Here is a 14,281-nt window from a genome sequence, read left to right as displayed (position 1 = left end):
GCAGCCGCCGTCAGCCGCGGGCCGCGTCCGTCCGGACGGCGGGGGTCCCGGCGGCCCGGGCCGTGGCGGCGGCGCGGATCGGGGACAGTCCGCAGGCCCAGACCATGACCGCGCCGAGCAGTCGGGCCGACGGGCGGTCCCAGAGCCGGCGGACGGCCCAGGGGCGGTGGATGCCGAGCGCGCGGCGGGCCCGGGCGGGCAGCAGGCCGACGGCCGCGTTGGTGAGGACCCGGACGGCCAGGCGTTCGCGCCGGGTCCGGCCGAAGGCGCGCAGCAGGGCGACGGCCTCCAGCGCCTCCGGGGTGGCCCGCAGCGCGCCGCGCACCTCGGCCAGGTAGCGGGCGAGTCCGGCGCGTGAGACGGGTACGCCGTCCGCGCCCAGGAGTTGGCCGATCTGGGCGACCTCGGCGAGGTAGTCGTCGCACTCCGGCCCGCTCAACTTCGCTCCCCCGGCGAAGACTTGGTACCCGGCCAGGAAGCAGGAGGTCTCGGCGGTGTGCACCCAGCACAGCAGGTCGGGGTCGTCGGCCCGGTACGGGCGGCCCTCGGCGTCGCGGCCGCGGACGTAGCCGTGGACGCGGCGGACGGCCGCGATCGCGGCTTCGGCGGCGGCGGAGGAGCCGAGCGTGGTGGTGGAGACGAAGCGGGCGGTGCGGTGCAGCCGTCCGACCGGATCGGTGCGGTAGTCGGAGTGCTCGGCGACGGCGCGCATCGCCACGGGGTGCAGCGACTGGAGCATCAGCGCGGCGAACCCGCCGACCAGCATCCCGGCCGGGTGCCCGTGCACCCGCCACACCACGCTGTCGGGCCCGAACAGCCCGGGGTCGCCGGGCGGCCGGTCGTAGCGTTCCAGGTGCAGATCGGTGCCGTGCACCGTGGAGTTGATCTCGCGCAGCAGCCTGTGCCGCAGCGCCTCCACCGGCCGTCGCCATCCGCCGCCCGGGGCGATCCGCCCGGCTGTCACCCGTCCGTCCGCGACCCGCCCGTCCGTCATGCCGCACCGCCGTTCCCGGTCCGCCCGGGCCGCTCTCCGGCCCCTCGCCGCCACCCTACGTCGGGGTGGTGCGCGGGCGGGACGGTCGGGGAGGAAGCGGGTGCGGCGAGTGGGACGGGCGGAGAACGGGGCTGACAGTCCGCCGGATCGCGGCTACCATCGGCGGCGATGACTACACATGGATTGGAGGTCCCGTCCTTCCGAAGTGAGTGCTGATGCACGACACTTCCCTCCTGGACGAGGACACTCGCAACAGTTTCTGGTCGCGCGTCCGGCGTTTCGCCGTTCCCCCGGCCATGATCGAGACCGCCACCGCCCGCCGTGCGCTGGGCGATTGGGGCGGAGCCTGCGCGGCGGCCGGATGCGATCCGGGCTTCGAGCTGCGCGCCGTCTCCCGGGCGTACGGGTCCGAGCTGGCCGGACGGCTCCGGGCCGATCTGCGGCACCTGGCCCCCGACCTGCTGCGCTGGCACCTGCCGCGGGTCGCCCCGGACGGGCTGCTGCGGCCCGGGCTGACGCTGACCCTGGCCCGCTACCCGCGCGACGGGGGCGCCGCGCCGCTGCACCTGGTGGCCCGGACGGCACCCGGCCACGCGGCGGCGGCCCAACGCGTCACCCTGGCGCTGTGGGACGCCGACGCCCGCCCGGCCGCACGGGCCCGACCGCGCCCCGACCCGCGCTTCCGCCTCGACCTGCACCGGCACCTCTGGGACGCCCGCCGCGCCCCCGAACTCGCGGCTCGAACGGCAGAACTGACGGAACATCAGTTTGCCTACCCGGCATGGGAGTTCGAGGCCGGACTGGTGCGTGCGGCGGAGGGCCTGCCCGACGGCGCACCCGTGGCGGTACGGCTCGGCCACCGGCGGTACTTGCTGCTCGGCGCGCCCACGCCGCCGGACGCGCCCGCGGAGGTGCTCCGCGTCCCGCGCGGCCACCCCGTGCTGCCGGACGCCGCCACCTGGACGCCGCCCGACCTGCTGCTGCTCCGCGCGGGGCTGATCGGGCCGGACGCGCTGCACCCGCTGGTGGCCGCCGCACTCGCCGCCGGACACCGGCCCGACCGGCCCGAACCGGTGCGCGAGGGCGGGACGTTGACGGTGGAGTGCCGGGGCGTGCCGCACCGGATCGCGGTGGTCGACGGGGTGCTCGTGCCGCTCGACCACGCCCCGGAGCAACTGCGGCGCGAGGAGGCGCTGGTGGCGTTCGGCGGGCCGCCACTGCCCTGCCTGCGGGCGATCGACCGCGCGCACCGGCAGCCGGAGGACCTGGACGGCATCCGGCAGCGGCTGCTGCACGGCGACCGCGCCGGGGCACTCGCCGCCGTGCGCCGACTGCTGGGCGCGGAGGCCGTCCTGCGCGAGGGCCCGCTCGCCGAGACGCTGGACGGCGACGTCCACCGGCGGCTGGCGGGCAGCCTGTACGCGGCCGGGTTCGAACGCGGGCACGGCCGCTTCGGCGCCGCTCCCGCCCCCGTACCCGTCGTCCCGCGCCCGCACGGCCGTCCGCACCGGCGGCATCCCCGCGTCCCGCCGAAGCCGCCCCTGCGGCCCTGGTAGGGCCGTCCGCTCCACCCCGGCACGCCCGGCAGGTACGCCGCAGCCACCGCTCCGCGCCCCGGGCTTCCCTTCTCCCGCCCCTCGACCCCCAGGTGAATCACCCATGCCTTCTTCCGCCACTGTCACTTCGCCCCAACTCGACCTCGCCGAAAGGCTGCTGGGCCTCCTGAAGGAGTCCGTCACCGAGCCCCGCCAGGACCTCCAGGTCGAGGCGCTGACCCTCGCCGTCGCCGCCGACCTCCCGGTCCTGCTGTGGGGTGAGCCGGGCATCGGCAAGACCGCCGCGCTGACCCAGCTCGCCACCGAACTCGACCTGCCGCTCACCACGGTGATCGCCAGCGTCCACGAGCCGTCCGACTTCTCCGGCCTGCCGGTGATCGGCGACGACCCCGCCGCGCAGGGCGTGCCGCTGGCGCCGCCGGACTGGGCGGTGCGGCTGGTCCGGCAGGGCCGCGGGCTGCTGTTCCTCGACGAGCTGTCGACCGCCCCGCCGGCCGTGCAGGCCGCGCTACTGCGCCTGGTTCTGGAGCGTCGCATCGGCGCGCTGCAACTCCCGCCGGGGGTAAGGATCGTGGCGGCGGCCAACCCGCGCGCCTCGGCCGCCGACGGCTGGGAGCTGAGCGCTCCGCTGGCCAACCGCTTCGTCCACCTGGACTGGGTGCACGACGCCGAGGTGGTGGTGCGCGGCCTCGGCGGCGTGTGGCCGCGCGCCGAGCTGCCCCGGCTCGATCCCGAACGGCTTTCCGCCGCCGTCGAGTTCGCCCGGCGCGCGGTGTGCGGGCTGCTCACCGTCCGGCCCGAGCTGACCCACCGGCTGCCGAACGCCGAGACCAGGCGCGGCCGGGCCTGGCCGTCGCCCCGCAGCTGGGAGATGACCATGCGGCTGCTGGCGTTCGGCTCGGCGGCCGGTTCCTCCCGGGAGGTGCTGTCGCTGCTGGTGCGCGGCACCGTCGGCGACGGGCCCGGGCTCGAACTCCTGGCCACCGTCGACCGGATGGACCTGCCCGCGCCCGAGGACCTGCTCGCCGACCCGGACGCCGCCGTGCTGCCCCGGCGCGGCGACCTGCGGCAGGCCGTCCTGGACGGCGTGGTGGCCGCCGTCCGCTCCCGACCGACCCGTGAACGCTGGGACGCCGCTTGGGCGTTGATGGCCCGGGCGCTGGAGAGCAGCCCGCCGGACGTGCTGGTGGTGCCGGTGACCACGCTCGCCGCGCTGCGCCAGGACGCCTGGGAGGTACCGGAGTTGATCAACCGCTTCGCGGGTGCGCTCCAGGTCTCCCGCCGGGCCGACCGCTCGGCCGCCCGGGTCCCCGCCGGCACGGGCCGCCGATGAGCACGCCGAAGGACGCGCCGACGAGCACAGCACGGAACACGCCGCGCGACACGCCGCGGAGCACGCCGCGGAGCACGCCGCGCAACACGCCGCGGAACGCGCCGGGGAGCGCACCCCTGCGGCTGGACACCGAGAAGCTGTTCGCGGCCCGGCTGCACGCCGTCCGGGCCCGCCCGCACCTGGCGACGGCGCTGTTCGCCATGCACGTGGTGGAGTCGACCCGGGTGCCGACCATGGCGGTGGACCGGCACTGGCGGTGCTACGTCTCGCCGCGCTTCGTCGAACGCACCCCGGAGGAGGAACTGGCCTCGGTCTGGGTGCACGAGGTCTCGCACCTGCTGCGCGACCACGCCCGGCGCGGCGACCGGCTGCTGCGCGCGATCGACCGCGAGGGGCCCGCCGCCCGGTTGCGGATCAACCTGGCCGCGGACTGCGAGATCAACGACGACGCGTTCGGCGACGGCCTGGTCCGGATCCCCGGCGCGGTCTACCCGGACGTCCTCCGCCTGCCCGAAGGCCGGCTGATGGAGGACTACGCGCGGCAGTTCTCCGTCAGCACCCAGTACCAGCACCTGGTGTGGCTGGAGTGCGGCAGCGGCGCGGACGGGCGGGAACGCGAGTGGGATCTCGGCCCGGACGGCGCGCACGGCCTGAGCGAGCAGGAGCGCGACCTGGTCCGCTTCCGGGTCGCCCAGGGCATCACGGCCCACCCCGGCGAGGTCCCGGCGGGCTGGCGGCGCTGGGCCGAGGAGGTGTTCCACCCGCCGCAGCCGTGGCGGCAGTTGCTCGGCGCGGCGATCCGCTCCACGATGGCCTCGGCGGGCGCCGGCGAGGACTACAGCTACGGCCGCCCGGCCCGCCGCTCGACCGGCCTGCCCAAGGTGGTGCTGCCCTCGCTGCGCCGCCGCCCGCCCCGGGTCGCGGTGGTCGTCGACACCTCCGGCTCGGTCAGCGACAGCGAGTTGGGCTCCGCGCTGCTGGAGACCGCGGCGATCCTGCGGACGCTGGGCGGACGGCGCGACCTGGTCTCGGTGATCTCCTGCGACGCCGCCGCCCGGGTCGCCCGGCAGGCCGCCGCCGACAGCGGCTGGACCCTGATCGGCGGCGGCGGCACCGACCTGCGCAGCGGGTTCACCACCGCGCTGGGCCGGCGCCCCACGCCCGACGTGGTGGTCGCCCTGACCGACGGCCAGACCCCCTGGCCCAGCACCCCGCCGCCCTGCCGCACCGTCGTCGGCCTGTTCCCCCGCGCCCGCCCCCGCCGCACCGCCGACGACGAGGACGACCCCGGCTACACCCCGGACACCCCGCCGCACTGGGCGAGGGTGGTCACCCTCGGCTGACCCGCCCGGCCCGCTCCCCCGCGAAGCCCAGGGCACAGGGCACAGGGCATGGTGCGCAGGGCCCAGGGCGCAGAACCCGGAGCTCGGCCCCGGGGCCCGAGGGCTCAGGCCGGGCGGAAGCGCAGCGTGTCGCCGGGGCGGGCCTGCCCGGCCGCGTCGAGGTCGGCGCGGCGGACCACTCCGACGACCGGGTACCCGCCGGTGACGGGGTGGTCGGCGAGGAACAGGATCGGCCGCCCGGACGGCGGCACCTGCAGCGCGCCGGCCACCATGCCCTCGGAGGGCAGTTCCCCGTCCCGGGCCCGTTCCAGCGCGGGGCCGTCCAGGCGCATGCCGACCCGGTCGCTGTCGCCGGTCACGGTGTACGGCTCGTCGTACAGGGTGCGCAGCGCGGCGGCGGTGAACCAGTCGTCGCGCGGCCCGGGGATCACGTGCAGCAGGACGGGGCCGGACGGTTCGCGGCGCGGGGCGTGCTCGGCGGCGGGCCAGCCGGTGGCGGCGGTGCCGACGGGCAGCAGTCGGCCGGCCGTCAGGCGGGCGGGGCCGAGGTCCGCGAGGGTGTCGGTGGAGCGGGAACCGAGGACGGCGGGGACGTCCAGCCCACCGCGGACGGCGAGGTAGACGCGCAGGCCGCGCCCGGGCGTACCGAGCCGCAGCCGGGCTCCGGCGGGCACCGTGAACGGGGTGTTCCCGGCGACCGGCCGGTCGGCCGCCCAGGCCGGGCAGTCGGCGCCGGCGAGGGCGCAGGTGGTGGTTCGGTTGAACTCCAACTCGACGCCGCCCAGCGGCATTTCGAGCCCGGCCGCGTCCTCGGGGTTGCCGACCAGCCGGTTGGCGAGCCGCAGCGCACCCCGGTCGGCGGCCCCGGACCGCCCCACCCCGAGTGCCGCCAGCCCGGGACGCCCCAGGTCCTGCACGGTCGCCCCGTACCCGGCCCGCACCACCAGCAGCCCGGCCCGGCCGCCGACGTCCTGCGCCGATACGGTGTCCCGTCCCGATACGGTGTCCCGTCCCGGTACGGCGTCCCCGTTCACGGGCGGCTCCCTTCGTTCCCGGTCCCCTCGACCGCGACGAAGCGCACGGAGGTGCCGGGGAGCAGCCGGGTGGGCGGGTCGGCGGCGGTGTCCCAGAGCGGGAGGTCGGTGGTGCCGAGCAGTTGCCAACCGCCGGGCGAGGTGCGGGGGTAGACGCCGGTGTACTCGTCGGCGACGGCGACCGCGCCGGTGGGGACCCGGGTGCGGGGCTCGGCGCGGCGGGGCACCCGCAGCCGCGGGTCGAGGCCGGTGAGGTACGCGAAGCCGGGGGCGAAGCCGCAGAACGCGACGCGGTACTGCCCGGCGGTGTGGCGCTCGACGACCTGCTCCTCCGTCAGGCCGGCCAGCCGGGCGACTTCGGCCAGGTCGGGGCCGTCGTAGCGGACGGGGACCAGCACGGCCCCGGCAGCCCCGGCCGGTGGCGCGTCGCGGAGCGGCAGCGCGGTGACGGCGGCGCGCAGGCGCTGCCAGTCGGTCGCGGCCGGGTCGTAGCGGACCAGGACGGTGCGGGCGGCGGGGACGAGTTCGCCGACGCCGGTGGGCGGGGCGTCGCGCAGGGCGGCGTGCAGCCGCTGGACCTGTTCGGCGTCCTCGACCTCGACCAGGACGGCGTCGCTGCCGCACCGCAGTACCCGCACCGCACCCGTCCCGTCCGCCGTACGCGTCCGCCGCGCGGGTGCGTCGTGTCCACCGCCGCCCGCCCGTACCCGCCGCGTTGTTCCGCCTGTCCACCGGCCGTCAGTCGCCCAAGGTACCAAGCCGCGGACTGTCGTCGGCACGTACCCGGACACCCGGCACGCCTCGGGACGCCCGACGCGCGTCCCGGAACACCCGGCGCGCCCTGCGCGGGCGGTGCGGGCGGTGCGGGCGGTGCGCGGAAAGGCCCGGCCGCGGCCCCCGCCCGCTCGGTGTGCGGGGGCCGCGGCCGGGGCACCCGACGGCGGCCACGCTCCTCCGCCGGGCGCCTCCCCGGTCAGGCCGGGGTGGCTTCGCGTTTCGCTTCCCGGCGCAGCGCCCGGCGGCGCCGGGGCTGGTCGGGGAGCCAACCGAAGGCGAGGCTGCTGCCGATCAGGCCGAGCAGCAGGCCGATGAAGAAGCCGCCGAGGTTGGAGGTGATCCAACTGCCGAGGGTGGCGAGGACGGCAAGCACGGAGTAGAAGACCCGTTGGACGGGGTGGAAGATGAGGAGCAGTCCGCAGAGCACCATGAGGGTGGGAATGACGTAACCGGCCAGACCGAGCATGCCGATGCGGATGACCATGCGCATCGGGGCCTTCTCGGTGAACAGGATCTCGGCACCGGCGAGCACGATCAGCAGGCCGCCCCAGAACGGGCGGCGTCCGCGCCAGCCCGCGAAGCCGCGCGGGGCGGGTGGCACCGCGGCGGCCTCGGTGGGGGGCGCGCCGTGGGGGGCGGCCGCTTCGGCGGAAGCATGGGCATGGGCCGGGGCCGGAACAGGGGCGGGGGCGGTGTCGGCGGGCCGGGCGGCCGCGGTGCCGGCCGCCCGGTCCGGTGCCGGTCCGGGCTCAGCAGCCATCGCCGCTGAAGCTGAGGTGCATGTTGGGCAGGCGGAAGGTGCCGGCGGTGGTGGCGTAGTTCTGCTGCCGGAAGTGGTCGACGGCCACGGTGTCGCCCTGCTGGCCGAACATGCCGGGCGGGCCGGCCACGCCGCCCTTGTCGAAGGTGCTGGCGTCGCGGCCGACTTCGAGGTTCTTGAACTCGGCGTCACCGCTCATCAGGTCGGAGTCGGTGGTGAGGTTCTCGGCGGTGACGGGGGTGCCCTTGTCGCCGGCCGTGATCAGCAGGTTGATGCCGCCCAGGTTGACGCTCTGGCAGAGCTTGGTCAGGGACGCCTGCTTCACCACGGTCTGGATCAGGAACAGCTGGCCGCCGGTGTCGCCGGCGTTGGGGCTGTTCTCGATCATGTTGTCGAGGGTGCCGAACTGCTCGAACCCGGTGCCGTCCAGCTTGTCGGCGGTGACCTCGAAAGCCATGCCGGAGATGGCGAACTGGGTGGCCAGGACGTTCTGCGCGGTCAGGGTCACCAGGAGGCCCGCGGTGACGCAGGCCGGTACCGCCATCAGTGCGGCGCGGCGCAGTCGGACCCGGCCGCGCCCGGTCGAGGTGGCGGCGGATTGTTCTGCGGAGGGTGCCATGGAGGGCTCCTGAGGGTCGGGTGGGGGATCCGCAGCCCGGCGGCGGCGAGGGCCTGGCGTGGATGGGTGTGATGCGCCAACTGTGGTGCGTGGCAGTGAAGTTGACGATCTTTCTCATAACCGGCGGGCTGACTGGAAGTTACCCCGGGGTACATGGCGGGTCAATACTTCGCGCACCGTCCGGGATTTCCCGAACTCCAGTCAACTCATGTGATTGATGGGGCAGTTGGAGACCAGCGGCAAGCGAACTCCACTCACCTTCCTTCCAACTTCCGTCCTCCTCCTTGACGTTGGCCCGACGGGACGCCTAGAACTTGGCGGGTACCCGGCGGTAACCCCGGCGTAACAGCCGTGCCCACCGGGTCGTTCTCGCTCCGGGCCCGGCGCACTCCCCGTACGGAGGCGCCGCGCTCCCGGTACGGCGGACCGCTCCGGCGCAACGGTGGCAGTCGTGCGCCCTCGGCCCGGTCGCTCGTGGCGTCGAGCGCCCTGTGATCCCCAGCCCAGCCCGTCCCGCCTCGTCACGCTCCGGCACGCCCGGCACATCCCGTCACGCCCCACCCGGCACCCTCGCCCCGGCACCCCTCGCCCCGGCACGCCCCGCCTCGCCACGCTCAACCTCGCCACGCTCAACCTCGGCACGCCCTGCCTCGCCACGCCCTGTCCCCTGCCGTCAGGAGTCCCCGCCATGCGCGCCAGCTCGCCCGCCCCCGCCGCCGCCGACCCCGCGGCCACAGCCACCGCCGCCCCCGGCGCGTCCCGCCGCCGGCGCCGCCGCCTGCTGCCGTCCGCCGCCGCCCTGGCCGGTGCCGCGCTGCTGGCCGGTGTCACCCCGGCCTCCGCCGCCACCGCGGCCGCGCCCGGCGCGCCGTACACCGGCATGGGCAACTGTCCGCTCTCCGCGCCCGCCATGCACAACCCGGAGAACCTCCAGGTCGGCTGCCTGGTGTCGGTGACCAACGCCGGGAAGTTCACCCTCGGCAGCACCGTGGTGCCGTTCAACTCACCGATCACGCTGCAGTTCGGCTTCTACTGGGACAAGTCCGCGCCGGAGGTGTCGTTCCCGGACGGCAGCAGCGCCAACCAGTACACCGTGGTGCCGCCCACCGGCGCGCCGCTGCTCAGCGCGCCCATGGTGCAGATCAACATCCCGGGCATCCAGAACTTCCTCCCGGGCATCACCAGCGTCTTCGCCCAGGTGGAACTCGCGGGCCCGGTCACCAAGTTCACGCCGCTGGCGACCGGCGAGCCGTACCCGGTGTTCCAGCTGCCGATCAAACTGCACCTGTACAACGCGCTGTTCGGCGCGCACTGCTACATCGGCTCGGACTCCGCGCCGCTGCTGCTCAAGCCCACCACCGGTGCGACCGCCTCCACCCCGCCGATGACCGGCGACCCGGGCACCCTCGACTACACCCCGGACCCCAACGGGCACAACGCGCTGGTCATTTCGGAGAACAACGCCTCGCTGGTCGACAACACCTTCGCGGTGCCCGGCGCCAACGGCTGCGGCCTGCTCGGCTCGCTGAACCAGATCATCAACTGGACGATGGGCCTGCCCGCCGCACCCGGCAAGGACTCGGTGAGCTTCCAGCAGACCAACGCGTCCTTCGTCCTGGACACCGACATCGCCGACCTCACCGCCGCGCTGAGCGGCAGCGCCGCGCACTGACGAGCCGTCACACGACTCCGCCCCCAACGGAGTTGATCGGTTCCGTCACCCGTCCCCCACGAACCCGTGCCCGTCCCGTCCCCAGCGCGGGGCCCGCACGCGCTCCGGCGACCGCGCCGGGGCAGCTCCGTCCGCTCCGCCCCACCCACCGGAAGGAACCCTCATGCGCAACCGCCTCTCCGCCGGCATCGCCGCCCTCACCGCCGCCGGCGCCCTGCTCCTCCTCCCCGCCGTCCCGGCCGGCGCGGTGAGCAGCACCCCGGTGCTGACCATCGCCGGTACCAGCACGGCCGTCGGGGTCGGCGACACCCTGGCCGCGAACCTGGTCAGCGGCACCTTCGCCACCATGTACAACCCGGGCACCACCACCGGCGTCAAGTGCTCCACCTCCACCATCGGCGGCAGCGTGGCCGTCAACCCGCTCGCCACCGGCTCCGCCACCGCCTCCGGCCCGGTCGGCACCCTGACCTTCGCCGGCTGCACCTCCAACGTGGTCGGCGTCACCGGCGTGAACAGCCTGACCATGAGCAACCTGCCCTACACCCTGAGCATCTCCGACTCGGCCGGGCTCCCGGTCAGCCTGACCGGGACGATCCAGGCCGCCGTCAACCTCAAGACCCTGGCCGGCAACGCCCTGTGCACCTACTCCTCGACCAGCGGCTCGCTCAACGGCAACGCCACCAACACCCCGCCGAAGATCACCATGACCAACCAGCCGTTCACCAAGCTGTCCGGCCCGAGCATCTGCTTCGCCAGCATCAACTTCTCGGCCGCCTACGGCCCGGTCACCGACACCACCCTGGGCGGCACGGTCTTCGTCAACTGACCCGGCCGCACCACCACACCGCACCACCGCAGGTCCGGACGCCGCGCCCACCCCCTCGGGCGCGGCGTCCCACCGCACGTCGCCCCGTCCCGTCCTGCCCTGTCCCGTCGCGCCGCGCCGCGCCGCACCGCGCCGTCAGTCCGCCGCCCGCCCGGCCCGCTCGGCGGTCCTGGCCCGCACGTGCACCCGCTCCCCCTGCGGGCCGAACAGGCTCAGGAACTCCACCGGCACCCGCCCCGCGTTGGTGAACAGGTGCGGCGTCCGGGTGTCGAACTCCGCGGCCTCGCCCGCCTTCAGCACCGCCTCGTACTCGCCCAGTTTCAGCAGCAGCTCCCCGGAGAGCACGTACAGCCACTCGTGGCCCTCGTGGGTGCGCTGCTCGCAGTTCTCCCGGCTGTCGCCCACCGGGACGATGATCTTGTACGCCTGCATGCCGCCGAGGCTGCGGGCCAGCGGCAGGTACGTCCAGCCGTGCCGGACGAACGGGCGCAGCCGCACCCGGGGGTCGCCGGTGGGCGGGGCGTCGACCAGTTCGTCCAGGGCCACGCCGTGCGCACGGGCCAGCGGCAGCAGCAGTTCCAGGGTCGGGCGCCGCCCGCCGGACTCCAGCCGGGACAGCGTGCTGACCGAGATGCCGGTCTGCTCGCTCAGTTGCGCCAGGGTGGTGCCGTGCTGCTGCCGGATCGCCCGCAGCCGGGGGCCGACGCCGGTCAGCACCGCCTCGAAGTCCTCGCCCATCACCGTGCTCCTCTCCTCCCCTCCATTTGCCACCTCAGCAACATTGTTTGTCAATCCGGCGAACTCGGCGCACCATCGAGCCATGACCACGACGCACCGTCACCCGCACCCCCGCCCCGCCCGCCACCACGACGTGCTGATCGTCGGAGGCGGTGCCGCCGGACTCAGCGGCGCCCTCACCCTGGCCCGGGCCCGCCGTTCCGTCCTGGTCGTCGACGCGGGGCGTCCGCGCAACGCCCCGGCCGAGGGCATCCACGGACTGCTCGGCCGCGAGGGCCTGCCGCCGGCCGAGCTGACCTCCCTCGGCCGGGCCGAAGTCGCCTCGTACGGCGGCGAGTTCCACGACGCCGAGGTGCTCTCCGTCGCCCGCGAGGAGGACGGCGGCTTCCGCGCCGAGCTGTCGGACGGCACCGCCGTGCACGCCCGCCGCCTGCTGCTGACCACCGGCACCACCGACCTGCTGCCCGAGCTGCCCGGCCTGGCCGAGCGCTGGGGGCGCCAGGTGGTGCACTGCCCCTACTGCCACGGCTGGGAGGTCCGCGACCGGAAGATCGCCGTGCTGGCGACCAACCCGGCGGTGGCCGTCCACCAGGCACTGCTGTGGCGGCAGTGGAGCGGCGACGTCACCCTGCTCGCGCACACCGCCGCGCCGTCCGACGAGCAGCCGTCCGACGAGCAGTCGTCCGACGAGCAGTCGTCCGACGAGCGGCCGTCCGACGAGCAGCCGTTCGACGAGCGGCAGCGGCGCGAGCTGGCCGCCCGCGGGGTGCGCGTGGTGCCCGGCGAGGTCGTCGCGCTGCTGCCCGAGGACGGCGCCGCCGAGCTGACCGGGGTCCGGCTGGCCGACGGCACCGTGGTCGACTGCGCGGTGCTGGCCGTCGGCACCGAGTTGACCGTGACCGCGCCGTTCCTGGCCGAGCTGGGCCTGGCGGTCACCGACCTGGACTTCGGGGGCGTCCGGTTCGCCACCCGGCTGGCCACCACCGACCCGACGGGTGCCACCGGCGTCCCGGGCGTCTGGGCGGCGGGCAACCTGACCGACCCGGTCGCACAGGTCGCGATCGCCGCCGCGGACGGGCTGCGGGCGGGCGCGGCGATCAACGCCGACCTGGTCGCCGAGGAGACCCGGCTGGCCGTCGACGCGGTCGAGTTCTGGGAGAAGCGGTACGGCGAGAGCGGGCAGATCTGGAGCGGTCGCCCGAACGCCTCGCTGACCGTGCAGGCCACCGGCCTGGCGCCCGGCCGGGCGCTGGACCTGGGCTGCGGCGAGGGCGGGGACGCGATCTGGCTGGCCGAGCGGGGCTGGCAGGTCACCGCCGTCGACATCTCGCGGGTCGCGCTGGAACGGGCCGCCGCCCGGGCCGCCGTCGCGGGCGTCGCCGACCGGATCGACTGGCAGCGCGTCGACCTGGCGCACGCCTTCCCGTCCGGCGCGTACGACCTGGTCTCCGCGCAGTTCCTGCACTCCCCCGCCGAGTTCCCGCGCGACCGGGTGCTGCGCCGGGCCGCTGCGGCCGTCGCCCCCGGCGGCACCCTGCTGATCACCAGTCACGCCGCACCGCCCGCCCGGCACGACGACCCGCACCCGGACCTGCACCTCCCGACCCCCGAGGAGATGCTCGCCGCCCTGCAGCCGGCCCCCGGCGAGTGGACCGTCGAACTCGCCGAGGAGCACGCCCGGCACGACCACCCCGGGCACCCCGTCACCGACCCGGACGCCCGCCCGCACCGCGACTCCACCCTCCGCCTGCGCCGCAAGGGCTGAGCCCCCTCGCCCGTTCCCGCTCGTCCCCGCCCCGGGGCCGCCGCGTGCCCGACCGCACCCGGCGGCCCCGCCGCACGCCCCCCGGCGGCCCCGCCGCACCCGCGCCGGGCGGCCGACCCGGGGCATCCGCGCCGCGGACCCGCCCGGCGGGTTGGTCCGGCCGCCTGACGAACCTGGCGCGCCGCCAGACCTATGATCGCGGCGTGCCCGCTCTCCGCAAGGCCCTGGCCGACCACGAGGACGCACTGCTGCGCCTGCTGTCGATCGCCTTCCGGGTCGCCGCCGTCCTGCTGCTCCCCTGGATCGTCGAACTCGCCCTGAACGTCCGGGGCCGGTTCGGGGCCCGCAACCTCTCCAACGCCTGGGTCTGGTTCGACCTGCTGGAGGCCGCCGCCCTGCTGCTGCTCGCCGCCCTGGTCCGCCGCCGCCACCGCGCCACCAGCCCGATCGCCTCCGCGACCGCCGTCCTGCTCGGCACGGACGCCTTCTTCGACCTCTGGTCCGCCCACCGCGGCGAGGCGTTCCGCACCGCCGAGGTCCTCGCCTACGCCGCCGAACTCCCCAGCGCCGCCCTGCTCGCCGCACTCTCCTGGTACTCCCTGCGCTGGGCCGCCGACCTCCGCCCCGCCCCCGTCCCCGCCGCCGTCCGCCGCCCGGTGCCGCCCGCTGGGAACTGAGTCCCCCCTCACACCCCCACGGGAGTGGATACATGGCACGGAGTGTGGTCTAGTGGGGGTACTCAGTTCCCTCCCGCGTGAAAGGACAAGGTGGCCGTGAGCTTGAGGATCGTTGTCTGTGTGAAGTACGTGCCCGACGCGACCGGTGACCGTCGCTTCGCGGACGATGCCACCACCGACCGGGAGG

Annotated in this window: 13 protein-coding genes and 1 pseudogene; 8 read left to right on the top strand and 6 right to left on the bottom strand. The window is 75.6% G+C overall.

Annotation, left to right across the window (positions count from 1 at the left end):
* Positions 1 to 10: 10 nt before the first annotated feature.
* A complete protein-coding gene (locus ACIP60_RS15890; RefSeq protein ID WP_400684248.1) occupies positions 11 to 994 on the bottom strand; it encodes an oxygenase MpaB family protein in 984 nt (327 codons plus the stop codon).
* A gap of 215 nt (positions 995 to 1,209) precedes the next feature.
* Here ACIP60_RS15890 and ACIP60_RS15885 point away from each other — a divergent pair, with 215 nt between their 5' ends.
* The 3 genes from ACIP60_RS15885 (at position 1,210) to ACIP60_RS15875 (ending at position 5,226) form a co-directional block, all read left to right on the top strand.
* Positions 1,210 to 2,550 carry a hypothetical protein gene (locus ACIP60_RS15885; protein WP_400684245.1) on the top strand — a complete coding sequence of 447 codons (1,341 nt, stop codon included), beginning with the start codon at positions 1,210 to 1,212 and terminating at the stop codon, positions 2,548 to 2,550.
* A gap of 103 nt (positions 2,551 to 2,653) precedes the next feature.
* Positions 2,654 to 3,883, top strand: coding sequence for an AAA family ATPase (locus tag ACIP60_RS15880; protein ID WP_400684243.1), 1,230 nt, complete (start codon positions 2,654 to 2,656; stop codon positions 3,881 to 3,883).
* A complete protein-coding gene (locus ACIP60_RS15875) occupies positions 3,880 to 5,226 on the top strand; it encodes a VWA-like domain-containing protein (RefSeq protein ID WP_400684240.1) in 1,347 nt (448 codons plus the stop codon). Before ACIP60_RS15880 ends, ACIP60_RS15875 begins: the two co-directional genes overlap by 4 nt.
* A 104-nt stretch (positions 5,227 to 5,330) precedes the next feature.
* On the opposite strand, the gene ACIP60_RS15870 is transcribed toward ACIP60_RS15875, so the two are convergent.
* The 4 genes from ACIP60_RS15870 to ACIP60_RS15855 all read right to left on the bottom strand — a co-directional run bounded on the left by ACIP60_RS15870 (position 5,331) and on the right by ACIP60_RS15855 (position 8,416).
* Entirely contained in the window at positions 5,331 to 6,170 is an 840-nt protein-coding gene (locus tag ACIP60_RS15870) for a biotin-dependent carboxyltransferase family protein (protein ID WP_400685349.1), read from the bottom strand.
* A gap of 86 nt (positions 6,171 to 6,256) precedes the next feature.
* On the bottom strand, positions 6,257 to 6,898 hold the full coding sequence (locus tag ACIP60_RS15865; RefSeq protein WP_400684238.1) for an allophanate hydrolase subunit 1: 642 nt from the start codon (positions 6,896 to 6,898) through the stop codon (positions 6,257 to 6,259).
* Positions 6,899 to 7,233: 335 nt separating this feature from the next.
* Positions 7,234 to 7,638: a DUF6114 domain-containing protein gene (locus tag ACIP60_RS15860; protein ID WP_282203775.1), complete on the bottom strand. Its 405-nt coding sequence runs from the start codon at positions 7,636 to 7,638 to the stop codon at positions 7,234 to 7,236.
* 148 nt (positions 7,639 to 7,786) lie between these two features.
* Complete coding sequence (locus ACIP60_RS15855) at positions 7,787 to 8,416, bottom strand: DUF6230 family protein (RefSeq protein WP_100839169.1); 630 nt, start codon at positions 8,414 to 8,416, stop codon at positions 7,787 to 7,789.
* A gap of 688 nt (positions 8,417 to 9,104) precedes the next feature.
* On the opposite strand from ACIP60_RS15855, the gene ACIP60_RS15850 reads away from it, so the two are divergent.
* Both ACIP60_RS15850 and ACIP60_RS15845 read left to right on the top strand, forming a co-directional pair.
* A complete protein-coding gene (locus ACIP60_RS15850) occupies positions 9,105 to 10,088 on the top strand; it encodes a hypothetical protein (protein ID WP_400684235.1) in 984 nt (327 codons plus the stop codon).
* 163 nt (positions 10,089 to 10,251) lie between these two features.
* Entirely contained in the window at positions 10,252 to 10,914 is a 663-nt protein-coding gene (locus ACIP60_RS15845) for a Tat pathway signal sequence domain protein (protein ID WP_400684233.1), read from the top strand.
* Positions 10,915 to 11,049: 135 nt separating this feature from the next.
* Here the strand turns inward: ACIP60_RS15845 and ACIP60_RS15840 are convergent, their stop codons facing one another.
* Entirely contained in the window at positions 11,050 to 11,652 is a 603-nt protein-coding gene (locus ACIP60_RS15840) for a helix-turn-helix domain-containing protein (RefSeq protein ID WP_400684231.1), read from the bottom strand.
* 82 nt (positions 11,653 to 11,734) lie between these two features.
* Between ACIP60_RS15840 and ACIP60_RS15835 the strand changes: the two genes are divergently transcribed.
* The 3 genes and pseudogenes from ACIP60_RS15835 to ACIP60_RS15825 form a co-directional block, all read left to right on the top strand.
* Positions 11,735 to 13,417: an FAD-dependent oxidoreductase gene (locus ACIP60_RS15835; RefSeq protein ID WP_400684229.1), complete on the top strand. Its 1,683-nt coding sequence runs from the start codon at positions 11,735 to 11,737 to the stop codon at positions 13,415 to 13,417.
* Positions 13,418 to 13,620: 203 nt separating this feature from the next.
* On the top strand, positions 13,621 to 14,094 hold the full coding sequence (locus ACIP60_RS15830; RefSeq protein ID WP_400684226.1) for a hypothetical protein: 474 nt from the start codon (positions 13,621 to 13,623) through the stop codon (positions 14,092 to 14,094).
* 96 nt (positions 14,095 to 14,190) lie between these two features.
* Positions 14,191 to 14,281 (top strand): annotated as a pseudogene (locus ACIP60_RS15825) (electron transfer flavoprotein subunit beta); the annotation flags it as partial.

The organism is Kitasatospora sp. NPDC088783 (assembly GCF_044750705.1).
Taxonomy (GTDB): domain Bacteria; phylum Actinomycetota; class Actinomycetes; order Streptomycetales; family Streptomycetaceae; genus Kitasatospora; species Kitasatospora fiedleri.
The sequence above is the reverse complement of the archived record's forward strand: the minus strand, read 5'-3'. Positions and strand labels throughout refer to the sequence as shown.